Source organism: Bdellovibrio sp. HCB185ZH, from assembly GCF_047302455.1.
Classification (GTDB): Bacteria; Bdellovibrionota; Bdellovibrionia; order Bdellovibrionales; family Bdellovibrionaceae; genus Bdellovibrio.
The window spans coordinates 1601681-1613729 of record NZ_CP178624.1; the positions used below are offsets into that span (position 1 = coordinate 1601681).

General features: G+C 46.0%; 12 protein-coding genes. 4 read left to right on the forward strand and 8 right to left on the reverse strand.

Going from position 1 to position 12049, the window contains the following annotated elements:
- The first annotated feature begins 1 nt into the window (after nucleotide 1).
- Nucleotides 2–883 carry an SDR family oxidoreductase gene (locus tag ACLSU7_RS07825; protein ID WP_413295004.1) on the forward strand — a complete coding sequence of 294 codons (882 nt, stop codon included), beginning with the start codon at nucleotides 2–4 and terminating at the stop codon, nucleotides 881–883.
- Nucleotides 884–885: 2 nt separating this feature from the next.
- Here the strand turns inward: ACLSU7_RS07825 and ACLSU7_RS07830 are convergent, their stop codons facing one another.
- Nucleotides 886–1728: a Ku protein gene (locus ACLSU7_RS07830; RefSeq protein WP_413295005.1), complete on the reverse strand. Its 843-nt coding sequence runs from the start codon at nucleotides 1726–1728 to the stop codon at nucleotides 886–888.
- 456 nt (nucleotides 1729–2184) lie between these two features.
- Between ACLSU7_RS07830 and ACLSU7_RS07835 the strand changes: the two genes are divergently transcribed.
- Nucleotides 2185–3000: a S1 family peptidase gene (locus ACLSU7_RS07835; protein ID WP_413295006.1), complete on the forward strand. Its 816-nt coding sequence runs from the start codon at nucleotides 2185–2187 to the stop codon at nucleotides 2998–3000.
- Here the strand turns inward: ACLSU7_RS07835 and ACLSU7_RS07840 are convergent, their stop codons facing one another.
- From ACLSU7_RS07840 to ACLSU7_RS07855, 4 genes are read right to left on the reverse strand one after another with little or no spacing between them, the layout of a single operon-like run.
- A complete protein-coding gene (locus ACLSU7_RS07840) occupies nucleotides 3001–4932 on the reverse strand; it encodes a DUF3488 and DUF4129 domain-containing transglutaminase family protein (protein ID WP_413295007.1) in 1932 nt (643 codons plus the stop codon).
- Nucleotides 4929–5870, reverse strand: a complete 942-nt coding sequence (locus ACLSU7_RS07845) for a DUF58 domain-containing protein (RefSeq protein ID WP_413295008.1) — start codon at nucleotides 5868–5870, stop codon at nucleotides 4929–4931. Before ACLSU7_RS07845 ends, ACLSU7_RS07840 begins: the two co-directional genes overlap by 4 nt.
- Nucleotides 5806–6720, reverse strand: a complete 915-nt coding sequence (locus ACLSU7_RS07850) for an AAA family ATPase (RefSeq protein ID WP_413295009.1) — start codon at nucleotides 6718–6720, stop codon at nucleotides 5806–5808. Before ACLSU7_RS07850 ends, ACLSU7_RS07845 begins: the two co-directional genes overlap by 65 nt.
- A 29-nt stretch (nucleotides 6721–6749) precedes the next feature.
- Nucleotides 6750–7055 (reverse strand): GNAT family N-acetyltransferase, encoded by a 306-nt coding sequence (locus ACLSU7_RS07855; RefSeq protein ID WP_413295010.1) that lies wholly within the window; start codon nucleotides 7053–7055, stop codon nucleotides 6750–6752.
- A 128-nt stretch (nucleotides 7056–7183) separates the two neighbouring features.
- Between ACLSU7_RS07855 and ACLSU7_RS07860 the strand changes: the two genes are divergently transcribed.
- On the forward strand, nucleotides 7184–7879 hold the full coding sequence (locus ACLSU7_RS07860; RefSeq protein WP_413295011.1) for an alpha/beta fold hydrolase: 696 nt from the start codon (nucleotides 7184–7186) through the stop codon (nucleotides 7877–7879).
- Here ACLSU7_RS07860 and ACLSU7_RS07865 read toward each other — a convergent pair.
- Nucleotides 7876–9555, reverse strand: a complete 1680-nt coding sequence (locus ACLSU7_RS07865) for a glycoside hydrolase family 13 protein (protein ID WP_413295012.1) — start codon at nucleotides 9553–9555, stop codon at nucleotides 7876–7878. The two genes, ACLSU7_RS07860 and ACLSU7_RS07865, sit on opposite strands and share 4 nt — an antisense overlap.
- A gap of 80 nt (nucleotides 9556–9635) precedes the next feature.
- Entirely contained in the window at nucleotides 9636–10313 is a 678-nt protein-coding gene (locus tag ACLSU7_RS07870) for a murein L,D-transpeptidase catalytic domain-containing protein (protein ID WP_413295013.1), read from the reverse strand.
- Between the two features lie 130 nt (nucleotides 10314–10443).
- Between ACLSU7_RS07870 and ACLSU7_RS07875 the strand changes: the two genes are divergently transcribed.
- Complete coding sequence (locus tag ACLSU7_RS07875) at nucleotides 10444–11016, forward strand: hypothetical protein (RefSeq protein ID WP_413295014.1); 573 nt, start codon at nucleotides 10444–10446, stop codon at nucleotides 11014–11016.
- Nucleotides 11017–11050: 34 nt separating this feature from the next.
- Here ACLSU7_RS07875 and ACLSU7_RS07880 read toward each other — a convergent pair whose 3' ends face one another.
- Nucleotides 11051–12019 (reverse strand): HD-GYP domain-containing protein, encoded by a 969-nt coding sequence (locus ACLSU7_RS07880; RefSeq protein ID WP_413295015.1) that lies wholly within the window; start codon nucleotides 12017–12019, stop codon nucleotides 11051–11053.
- Between the last annotated feature and the right edge of the window lie 30 nt (nucleotides 12020–12049).

Consider the following 12049-nt stretch of genomic DNA (forward strand, 5'->3'; position numbering starts at 1 on the left):
AATGACCAACATGCATAGCAAAAGAAAACCTCGACCGCCTTTCAAAGAAAAACAGCAAAAGTCCCCCGGCCTAGAAAAGAAAATGAACGTTGCCCCCAAGTATCATGCACCTATGTACAAGGCGGCGGGCAAGCTTATTGGCAAAAAGGCTTTGATCACAGGTGGAGACTCCGGCATCGGCCGTGCCGTTGCACTGCTTTATGCCCGTGAAGGTGCCTCTGTAGTCATCACTTATCTTCCCGAAGAGCGAATCGATGCGGAACAAACTCAACGTGATATTGAAGAACTGGGTGGCACCTGCATCACACTGTCAGGTGATCTTTCTAAAGAAGCCTTCTGCAAAAAAGCCGTGAACGAAACAATTAGACGTCTGGGTGGAATAGATATTCTGGTCAGCAATGCCGCACACCAGATGCGTAAAGACGACATCACCGAAATCACAACCGAAGAATTCGATCGAACATTTAAAACCAATATCTATGCTTATTTCCATCTTGCAAAGGCAGCAGTGCCGCATATGAAACCCGGCTCTGCCATCATCGCAACGACTTCTGAAACTTCAACCCGGGCCCCAGCACAGCTTTTAGACTATTCCTCCACCAAGGGTGCAATTAATACGTTTACGAAATCCTTAGCACAGATGCTGATTAAAAAAGGTATTCGCGTCAATGCCGTGGCTCCAGGACCGGTTTGGACGCCACTAAATCCTTCCGATGAAGGAACTAAGAAAAGTAAAGTGCAGCAATTCGGAAAAGACCAACCCATTGGCCGCCCTGGACAACCCGAAGAAATTGCGCCTGCCTATGTCTTCTTGGCGTCAGAAGCCGATTCAAGCTATATCAGCGGTGCTATCCTTGCCGAGATGGGTGCCGAACCAATGTAGGCCTATGCCGGCTTTCGAGTTCGGGGTTTTGAAGGAGCTTTCTTTTTGGCGGTCTTTCGGGCCGCCAAACTTTTCTGCAAGAGTGGCATGAGATCGACGACGTTATCGGTTGTCTCCACGGACTCTTCTTTAACTGGAGCCACTTTATGACCTTTTCCGCCTTTGATTTTTCGATCAATGACTTTCATCACTTCTTGATAGTATGTGTCTTTGTATTGATCAGGCTTCCATTTGCTGGTCATACCCTCGATCAAATCTTCGGCCATTTTTAATTCCCGAGGATTGTAGTTCGCCGTTTTTGTGACATCTTTCATATAGTGAACTTGTTTTTCTGTTTTAACTTCATGCCCGAAACGGAGAAGCTCTAGCATCAGGTATTCACCTTTAGGCATTATCATCGCCAAGTGTTGCTTGATGCGAATAACAATTTTAGAAACTGCCACGCGCCCCGTCTTTGCGAGGGCATCACGCAAAAGGTAATATCCCTTTTCAGCTCCCTTTTGGGGAACCAAATAGTAAGGCCGCTCGAAATACATCGGATCGATTTCTTCCAAGGATACGATGTCTTCAATATCAATTGTCTGAGAAGCTTTGACATTAGATTTTCTGATTTCGTCTTCAGTGATCAATACATATCGTCCCGACGTATACTCATAACCTTTAACGATATTTTCATAGGGAACTTCTTTGCCGGTTTTGGCATTTATTTTTTTATATTGAATTCGCGAAAGATCTTTCTTATCGAGCATGGAAAAAGAAATTTCTTTTTCCGATTGCGCCCCCTGCAAAGTCACTGGAATGTTTAACAAACCAAAGCTGATGGAACCTTTCCAGATGCTAGCCATAAAAACCTCCCGCGCATCCCTTCCAGCTAAAACCATATAAACGTGCTTTTGAAGACCAGACTCGGTTCTGTTGCCAAATGGCTTTTAAAAATAGGGATGATCGACCAGAATTTTTCGCGTCTTTATGTAGTTACACACTTCTCAAAGTTACTCGTATTTAGATATGTATAATAGAAGGTGAAACGATATCACAGGAAATGCGCAGCCTAAGAGGAATCTTTAAAAGGAGAAATCTGAATCTGGCAAAAAACCTGCTAAACATTGATATCGTAAGAAGTAGGGTCAGCTAAGTCTGACCCTCTTCCATTTCGGACAAACCCATCCTAAATCTAAGAACAAATCCAGTCCAAAAGCATTCTAGCACCATTAAAATCGATCTGACGTCCGACAGTCGTTGGCAAAGCCATTGCTTTATGTCCAGTCAGAACAATTCAAAACACTCTAAGGATTATAAAAATGAATAAATTAACTCTCGTTCTTGTGACTTTTCTTTTGGGCCTAGCTGCCTGCTCCCCATCAAAAAACGCCGCTTCGGGAAAAGTCGAAGCAAATGCCTGCTCTTCCGGCATCGTCAATGGCAAATCCGTTATCAAAGAAGACCCTCTTGCTAAAAAAGTGGTTCTTTTGATGATGGCTGATAAAAATAAAAACTATTCGACGTGCACGGGCACACCCATCGCAGACGATGTTATTCTAACGGCTGCACATTGTGTGAAAGAAGCTGTCGTAGTCAGCGCCATCTTCAAAACTGCACTATGCGAAAATGACCAACTGAAAAAAGAAGAATTTATAATTGCGACTGATTGGAAGTACCACTCCAAATATAAAGGCATCGGTGGCAATGACGTGGCAATTGTAAAACTAAGTCGATCCATCCCTTCAGACTACCAAGCTAGCAAAGTTTTTGATGGTAAATCAGAAATCACTTCTAATACTTTAACATTAGTGGGTTACGGTCGCACATTCGAAAAAGACGAAGGTCTTCCGCAGCTTCGTAAAACATATAAGACCCTGAAACAGGAAGTAGGACTTACTGACGATCCAGAGAGCGATATCCTTGTGATTGATCAAGAAACAACAGGCATTTGCAATGGTGACTCTGGTGGCCCCGTATTCATTGAGGCGAATTATGAGTTACAAGTTGTCGGTGTGAATTCTTTCGTGTCGAATCCTGATGACCCAAGCAAATCCTGCCACAAGTTCGGTGGCGCGACTTTCATGCCACCTCACCTTGCATGGTTAACTGAAGTGACAGGCTTGAATTTCAACTAACTAAGATTTCTTTTGTACAGCGGACTTCCAATCTTTTTTAAGATCTTTCAGGGATTCCGCTGTTTTATTTCCCGCATACACTTTTTGATCATAATATGCACTGATCCTATCCAGTACTTCCTGCAGTTGCGGAAACTGACGGCCCACACGGCTGAAGTATTGTAGCGGGGGTTCGCTGGAAGGTCGAACGAGGTGATGCTGAGTTCCCCACTCTTGCACTGTTTTTAATAGCTCCTGCTCCTCAGTCAGCACGACACGAGTTTTAAAAAGATTTTGCACCAGGAAGAAAAAAATAATCAGGGCAAAACTGATTCCCACGATACTTAAAAGTTTGTACTGCCCCAGCAGTGCAAAGAAAGAATCCTGGGAGCTTCTATCAAACTCCATCAAGAAATAGCTCCAACGATAATTCAGGTCTTCCAATAGAAACGTGGCGCGATCCCATAACAAGGACGTGTTTCTTTCCGGAGGTCTCCAGTCTATCTGTCGTGCAAAAGCCTGTTGGTCTGATTCGGAGAGGGCAAAGAAATCCTCCCCGCCAATTTCGAATCTTAATGGAGCAATCCAAGACGTAGGATCGATCCGCTTCCAGGATTTGTCGATGAAGACTTCCGTCCACGCATGCGCATCTCTTTGCGAAATTCGCCAGAAGTCGCCGATAGGATTAAATCGGCCCCCCTGATATCCGACGACCACGCGTGCAGGAATTCCCAGGCCACGAGCCAAGGTCGCGTAAGCTCCGGCGAAATGCTCACAAAATCCTTTACGGCGCTCAAACAGGAACTCTTCAAGATCATTCGCACCATAAATCCCGGGATTCAATGTGTAAGCGAATTTATTTTCGGTGAAAAGCTTGCGTAAAAGTTCAAGTCTCGCCTCGGGCGTCGCCGCTTCTTTATTCGCTGCTGTGATCCACTCTAAAACTCTTCCTTTAAATTCTGGAGTTTTCAGATCGTTCACACTGGGCAAAGTCATGTCTTTGAAGTATGGCGACCACCATCCTTGATACACGGTCGTCGCGACAATGGGACGTCCCGTGCGGTAGACCGAGTGATTCAGTGTTGTCACTCGACCGGCCTCAAGACTTAGCATTTGCGTACCTTCTAATGCGAACAAAAAATTCTGTGAAGTCGGCTCAATTGCAACTTCGTAGGTATTCAATCCTCGCCCGCGAATATTTTCGCCCGGGTTCGGCATCGAAGGTATCACTCGCCAGACGAGGCCGCGCGAAGAAGACAGAACAGAACCTCGCCAATAAAGGTCTTTGGATTGCTTCAAAGGCAAGCGGTCGATTTTGGCGCGAAAAGCCAGCTGTGAACTTCCCGCGATTTCGGCGACACGGCCAGGATTCATGTCTTCGGTAAAACCAATTTGGCCATAGGTGCTTCCACGCGACATCGCCCAGGGAATGACAACACGGGGAAAAGCGAAAAATAAAGTCACGGCCATCGGAACGGAGAGTAAAAATATCTTCCACAGAGTTTTTCCCTTGGATGGCGTCTGCGCAGGCAAAAGGGAATACCATATTCCCCAGAATGCAAAAGCGGATGGTAGCACCCAATAGATATCAATACTGAAAAGAGCTTTCACAGAAATCAGGACGAATCCCAAAAGAGCCACGAACTTGTGATCTCGCTCCGTTGAATAGTCCATCACTCGCAGTGCTGACAAACCCAGTAGCAAAGTATAAGAAGGATCCTGACCAACGATAGTGCGATATTGAAAAAGGACCTGTCCTAAAAGCAGAATACTTAAAAAACCCGTAAAGCGGCGTGACATCCCCTGCCAGTGATATTTTTCGGTTCCCCACTTCCAAACCAGTAATCCCATTCCCAGAAATGCGACCCACGGTGTGACTTCGACGGCCACCATGATCATGGCGGTGACGACGGAGAGACTGAAATAAGTCTGTGCAAAAAATTCTTTTTTCACGAAAGCTCCGAAACTTTAGCCATCGCCAAAATTTCCAGACAGCGGCGCCAATGTTCCCGTCCCTTTGCCGACGGAGTTTGCACCGCTCCCAGGCGCATTGAATAGACATAGTTCTGAGTCTCGGCTGAATCAATCCACAGCGCTAACTGTGACAAACGCAACTCTGGATCTCGCAGGGATTCTGTTTGCTCCCAGGAAAAGTTCAATGCTGGTTTTTCCGGCTCTTCATATTTTTTAATCAGAACTTCGCTGCGACGAGCGCTCGCCTTCCAGTCAATTCTACGAACGGGATCCCCGGACTGATAAACTTTGTGATTTAAAAATAATCCCATGGATTCTGCGACAGAATCCGCCCCCGAGCCCACCGGAAATTCCGTAACTCCGCGCCGTGCCGGAAAAACCATCACGGAGCCCGGTTCTTTCACCACTTTCCAGGCCTGCAACAACCCGAAAGGAAAAGAAGCTTGAATCCTCAGAGGCGGAAAAGGTTGTAAACCACGTCGGTCAGGCACCCACGTCACCACCGCGATATTTTCTTCCTCGGGTATGACTTTATATTTCGGAGCATCTTTAGTTTTACGGTCCAACACCACTTCAATTTCGTGGCTGGGGTTTACGGTTGAGTTGGTCAATTGCACACGCACTTTTCCCAATTCGCCCGCAAAGGCTTCCGCTGATAACAGACGCATAAAACGTACGGCCTGCACATTTCGGTTCGTAGTTATCATTCCCGTGAAAGCCACTGAAGTCAGAAAGAAAAAGAAAATATAGATAAGGTTATTCGCATAGCCCACGGCCATGAAAAATAAAACCAGATTCATCAGGCCGAAGGCCATACCGAAACCCGTCGGTAAAATATAGGTCCGCGATTTTTTAGACTGGGACTGGCGTCGCTTTCTTAAGAACTGCAGCCCACTCTCGACCACGTTTGATGCCATGATTACCCCCCAGGCGATGACCTAATACGGGAATTAGAACATGTTGCACGTCTTCGGGACGAACATAGTCACGATCATCCAAGAATGCCCATGCCTTTGCTGCCCGCGCCAAAGAAATTCCACAACGTGTTGATAAAGGTGCCCCTTCAAATCCCTCACGGCGTGAGCCTTCCAAAACATTGGCGATATAAGTCGCCACCGATTCCGACAATTTTACTTTTTCAATATTTTTTACCGCAGCTTCAAACTCGCCCTCAGCAAAAAGTGATGACATGCGTTTTACCACAGCGCGAGGGTCTTCCCCTTGCAAGATACGCACTTCCGTCCCTTTGGATGCGTAATTAAGCTCGAGACTCATTAGGAAACGATCGAGCTGACTTTCTGGCAGCGGAAATGTTCCCGTTTGCTGATGAGGATTTTGAGTCGCAATAACGTAAAACGGACGGGGCAATTCCCACGTCATTCCGTCAACGGAGACTTCACCTTCCTCCATCGCTTGCAACAAAGCACTTTGGGTACGGGGACTCGCGCGATTCAACTCATCGGCCATTACCAGCTGAGCGAAAATAGGTCCTGAGTGAAATGAAAATTTATGTTCTTGAGGATTAAAAATCTGACTTCCCAAAACATCCGCAGGTAATAAATCGATCGTAAATTGAATACGCTGAGTTTTCAGTCCCGTGAGTTTCCCCAAGGTCTGTACCAACGTTGTCTTACCCACACCCGGCATATCTTCAATCAAAAGATGACCACCCGCTAACAAGCAGGTGATCGCCAAGCGCACTTCCGTATCTTTATCCAATACTACTTTGGATGCTTCCGCGATCAACTCATGAAATCTTTTGCTCATGAATCAAGGGTACATCAAAGCTTTCTTTGTTAAAACACCTGAATGATAGAATCACCGGATTCTTTCGAGAGGATTTTACTTTCTTCCGGATGCTTTTTAAACCAGCCGGCAACATAGGGGCAGGAGTCGATGATCTGGACCTTGTCTTCTTTTGCGACTCGAATGGCTTCGCGAACAAGTTGTTCTGCAATTTTCTGGTCCCGTGACTCCGTCGGAACATAAGTAGCATAGAGGTCATAAGCATTGTTAGGACCTCGACGGTAAAGAATGTGTGCGTCCCCGCCTTTCACACTGGTTACAAAGCGTTGCCCGCCTTTATCATGACGAATGTTCATTTCAATACTCCTTCAGAGCTTTCATATTGCTGAACCCAGACTTTCCTTAGCAATTTTCTTTTGGAGTCCTTGTCAAATATCCCGAAGCTGGATTGTTACTCGCATGGGAAGTCTGCTACTCTTAACATATGTCAAAGGCGGTTGTTTGCCTCCCGGGCTTTCTTTGTGACGAACGATTGTGGACCTACCAAAAAGATCTTTTGGCCGGCGTCGCTTGCTCGTTTGCGGATCTGCGCAAAGCCTCCAACTTAACTCAAATGCTGGATACCATCGATAAAAGCTTTCCAGGTCCCATGACCTTGCTGGGATTTTCCATGGGTGCTTATGTGGCTCAAGTGTTTGCAACACAATATCCCCACCGCGTGGCCGAACTTATATTGATCGGCACCACAGGGTCTCCCCTGACGGATGTAGAAATTAAAATTCGCATTCAAACACGCAATCTATTAAAGAAAGTCGCCTTCGGGGGGATCGCCAGCTCTCAACTAAAGCATTATCTTCATCCCGATGCTCTGGAAAATAATGAAATTAGACAGCTGATCCTGGACATGGCGGCAAGCAATAATACCGAGATGTATTTGAATCAAATGAATGCCACCCTGGATCGTCGCGATTTAAAAATGAATCTAAACTCTTTGAAAATTCCGATCACTTTGATCGGCGGAGTGGATGATCAGATTGCTCCGAAAGAAAAAATGGAAGCCTTTAATCGCGCCATCCCCCGCTCTCGGCTGCATATGATCCCGGGGGCTGGTCACTTTATCCCGCTGGAAAAACCCAACGAGCTTAACGCGATCTTAAAGACCGCGCTTTTTTCTGATTAAAGTTTATAGATTCTGGCTTCGAATGGTTTCAAGTGCAGATTGTGCTCAACGCCATGATCAGTCACATCCATATTCGCCATCAATAGGTTTTCGGGACGTAAATGAACCGGGCCCAATTCACAGTGAGTTGCTTTTTTGGTCATATTGGAAATGATCAAGAATTTCTCAGATCCATAGGTACGTGTATAAGCGAAAATTTCTTTGTGATGAGGCACAACCATATCGAAAGTACCATAGATCAATCCCTCGTGCTGTTTGCGCAGACGGATCATACGACGGTACCAGTTAAAGATCGAATCTTGATCTTCAATTTGTGCTGCGACGTTGATGTGTTTGTAGTTGGAGTTTACTTTCAACCACGGTGTGCCCGTGCTGAAACCACCATTATGAGAAGAATCCCACTGCATCGGCGTGCGCGCATTATCTCGCGACGTATGATTTAACTCCGCTGTGATTTCTTCGTCTGTCAGACCCTCTTTGCGTTTCACTACAAAATAATTTTTCGCGGAGACATCGTTGAAATCCTCAGGGCCGTTGAAATGAGTATTTGTCATACCAATTTCCTGACCTTGATAAATAAACGGAGTACCTTGCATCATGAAGTACATCGTCGCAATCGCGGTACTAGATTCACGCCAGTGGTGCTTAACATCACCCCATTTAGAGTTGATACGAGGCACATCGTGGTTTTCCACGAACAAGGCATTCCAACCGATGTTCTCAAGCCCTTTTTGCCAATTCGCGAAAACGCGTTTGACCTCTTTCATGTTGAAACGTTGATCTGGGTTCGTATCCCACAGGCCCACATGCTCAAATTGAATGACCATGTTAAAGCGCCCCTTGGTTTCCCCGACCCACTCTGCCGCATGTTCCGCATTCACGCCGTTAGCTTCACCCACGGTCATGCAATCGTATTTTGCGAAGGTATTTTGTGACAAGTCTTGAACGTAATCCAGAATGCCCGGCACATTCATGTGTTTTGGATAAGAAGGAACATACTCGAAATTTTCTGGATTTGGCATATCAGCTAAACCGGGCTCTTTACGAGTGTGTGTGAAGGCATCGATACGGAAACCATCGATACCACGATCAAGCCACCAGCAAATCATTTCATAGACCGCTTTACGCATGTCGTGATTTTCCCAGTTCAGGTCAGGCTGTCTGGCAGAAAACACGTGCATAAACCACTGGGCTGTTTTTTCGTCGTACTTCCAAGCGGAGCCGCTAAAGATGCTTTCCCAGTTGTTAGGCTCTTTGCCATCTTTACCATCGCGCCAGATATACCAATCGCGTTTAGGATTGTCTTTAGAAGAGCGAGACTCAATAAACCAAGGATGTTCATCACTGGTGTGATTTACCACAAGATCCAAAATCAAACGAATGCCGCGGTCATGACAGCCTTTCAAAAGCTGATCAAAATCTTCCATTGTACCGAACTCATCGTGAATAGCCTGATAGTCACTGATGTCGTAGCCGTTGTCGTCCATCGGAGATTTGAACATCGGGCAAATCCAGATCACATCAATGCCCAAATGTTTAAGATAATCGAGTTTAGAAATCAGACCTTGCAGGTCACCAATTCCATCGCCATTGGAGTCTTTAAAGGAGCGAGGGTAAACTTGATAAACGACGGATTCTTTCCACCAGATTTTTTTTGGCTGTACAGCAGACGACATCGACTGATCCTTATTGTAGGTGAGTTACAAGGATTAGTTATAAATTTATTTTTGATCGATGTCCAAACGAATGCGGCGAATTAGTCTTTGTCTTCCGGGCAGAAGTTGTACAGAAGGCTGCCACCTTGCACACGGGGCTTGAGCTTATAGTAGTCCTCTTTAGTTAGCTGCGTGCAGCCTTCACTGAGGTCGATAAAGCCATACTCTCGCAAAATTCGGGCACGCTCAGCAGCAGATTTGTTCGGGTGAAAAACCACCGCTCGTTCGCGAGAATTGCTGTTTCGTGACTCCAGACTATCCATATACAAAGCGGAACCGAAGGAAGAGTTACGGTTTTCATTTTGAACTAACATAAATCCCGGCGGAGTCGCTTTGGACCCCTCGGTGTTTGAGCATTTATAAACGTGAGGGCCTTCACCGCTGCCGATTCCGTGTGCAACCTTATAGCGCTCTACTTTCCCCAGGTTTACATAAATCACAAACATGCGATCGCGTGTGCTCTCTTCAGTAAAGTCATTAATGATAACCACACTGCGATTGTTAATTCGGTTTTCGAGGCGAGCGCGGTTTGATTCCAAAAACTGGACTGTTCGTTCAATGGCGACCCTGGGAATAGCGCGCTCCCGGGAAGCGACTTCTTCAACTCTGGCAACATAGGTATTCCAACGCTCATCCTTTTTAGAAAAGAATCCCGCGAAAGCCACAGCCGGCGCCCCACAACTCCATAGAAGTAGAATAGAAATCACTTTTTTTGACATGCGGATCTCTTACTGAGCGCCGGTAATAAATACAAGAGAACTCGGATGCTGCGGCGCACTTTTAATTTTGCGGACTAAATCCTTGAACATACCTTTCGTGTCGGCGATCACTGGGCCTCTTGGAGGGGTTATGAAACTATCTGTATTCGTTAGTGCCTTATTGTTCTCGTTCAATGTTTTTGCTGCCAATTGGGCTGAAGATTTTGAAGCTCTTAAAAGTGTTCCCCGCAGTTATGAAGACTCCGGCGCAATCTGCGAAGAGGTCGCCCGTTTGGACGTTAGAAAACAGTTCCCAGCTCCTCAATACCACGTTGAAGTTGGCATCGCTTACGGCGATGGCTCCAGAACGATCGGTGAGCTTGATATCATCGTCTTTGATTTAAATCTGCAAAAGGTCGTCCGTATCGGTGAAGTAAAATGCTGGAAAAGCTTCAGCGGTGGTTTAAACAAAGCCCGTGACCAACGTCATCGCTTCCTAAAAACAATCCGCTCCAATGGCCATGTCTATTTCAAAAACACTTCTACCGGTCAGATGTACGATCAAGCATGGTTTGAAGGTGTGAATGATTTCATCACAATCGGTCAGGCTGGCGCCGTTGCCAACGGCTACGATCAAGAACTGGGTTACACTTTAAATGAGCTTCACCAACACACGGGTGATATGCTTCGCTGCCAGAAACAAGGCGAATGCGCAAAACCCTAAAACGAAAAAAGCGCACTCTTCAGTGCGCTTTTTTTTAAACTCGGCGGTGGGCAAAGACGACTTCTTTCAAAGCAGCAAAGACTTGCTTATTGAAGGGTTGGCCCAAGGTCGTCTCCATGTAGTAGATGGCCTCATCTGGCGTTTTAGCCAAATGTTCGCCTGAAGTATCATGAAGCAGCTCCATAAAATAATTGGCAACAGCCACGATTCGCGCCAGCGGATTCATTTTCACATCACGAATACGGCGCGGGTAGCCCATTCCGATGGCGTTTTCGTGGTGCTCGAGAATAATCGCCAAGACGTCCGAAGGAATTTCTCGAAGTTCCTGCAACATCTCCACACCTCTCATAGTGTGAGATTCATAGTGCGTCGTCTCTTCCACCGTGCGATCAGCACGGGGCTTTTTAAGAACTGCATCAGGAATTTCTTTAAGTCCGATATCGTGTAACAACGCACCCAAGGCCACTTTCTCGAGTGTGGGTTTGGATTGAATCTCCATCTGCTCACAAATCAGCAAAGAGATGGCTGCTGTCGCCATCCCATGGGAAGCACTGTCTTTCGGAAGCTTACTTAACAGGTCCAAAAGTTTATCAACGTCAGATACCTGAGACACGGTGTCTTTGATAAAACCAGAAAGCTGTTTCACCCGCTCATAAGAGCCCGCCATGATTTTGCGATCTACCAAATCATTGATCGCAGAATCTGCCAGTCCCGTAATAAGATTTAATTTTAAATTTGTGGGAATTTCAGTCTTACCGACGGCGGTTTTGGCTAATGCCAGATTGAATTGAATCACAGCATCGTAATCGGTTCCGCGCACATAGAGCTCTGCTTTTTTCTGAGCGGTCATATGCAGACTTTGAAAATTACTTTTCTCGCCTTTTTTACCAACTAAAAGGTATTGGCCCGAAGGTAATCGAGTATAAACGTCTGCAGGAAGTGGGAAGTTCTCCGTAAAGAGCTCCACGCCCACCATGATCATCTTGGGTTGGGGATCTGTCATAGGACAATTGTAGCCTGACCCTTTGGGAAT

What these genes read in the sequence shown, in the direction of transcription:
- ACLSU7_RS07870 (WP_413295013.1), bottom strand. Translation starts at nt 10,313, where the DNA reads ATGTCAAAAAAAGTGATTTCTATTCTACTTCTATGGAGTTGTGGGGCG.
- ACLSU7_RS07830 (WP_413295005.1), bottom strand. Translation starts at nt 1,728, where the DNA reads ATGGCTAGCATCTGGAAAGGTTCCATCAGCTTTGGTTTGTTAAACATT.
- ACLSU7_RS07880 (WP_413295015.1), bottom strand. Translation starts at nt 12,019, where the DNA reads ATGACAGATCCCCAACCCAAGATGATCATGGTGGGCGTGGAGCTCTTT.
- ACLSU7_RS07855 (WP_413295010.1), bottom strand. Translation starts at nt 7,055, where the DNA reads ATGAACATTCGTCATGATAAAGGCGGGCAACGCTTTGTAACCAGTGTG.
- ACLSU7_RS07860 (WP_413295011.1), top strand. Translation starts at nt 7,184, where the DNA reads ATGTCAAAGGCGGTTGTTTGCCTCCCGGGCTTTCTTTGTGACGAACGA.
- ACLSU7_RS07845 (WP_413295008.1), bottom strand. Translation starts at nt 5,870, where the DNA reads ATGGCATCAAACGTGGTCGAGAGTGGGCTGCAGTTCTTAAGAAAGCGA.
- ACLSU7_RS07835 (WP_413295006.1), top strand. Translation starts at nt 2,185, where the DNA reads ATGAATAAATTAACTCTCGTTCTTGTGACTTTTCTTTTGGGCCTAGCT.
- ACLSU7_RS07825 (WP_413295004.1), top strand. Translation starts at nt 2, where the DNA reads ATGACCAACATGCATAGCAAAAGAAAACCTCGACCGCCTTTCAAAGAA.
- ACLSU7_RS07850 (WP_413295009.1), bottom strand. Translation starts at nt 6,720, where the DNA reads ATGAGCAAAAGATTTCATGAGTTGATCGCGGAAGCATCCAAAGTAGTA.
- ACLSU7_RS07865 (WP_413295012.1), bottom strand. Translation starts at nt 9,555, where the DNA reads ATGTCGTCTGCTGTACAGCCAAAAAAAATCTGGTGGAAAGAATCCGTC.
- ACLSU7_RS07875 (WP_413295014.1), top strand. Translation starts at nt 10,444, where the DNA reads ATGAAACTATCTGTATTCGTTAGTGCCTTATTGTTCTCGTTCAATGTT.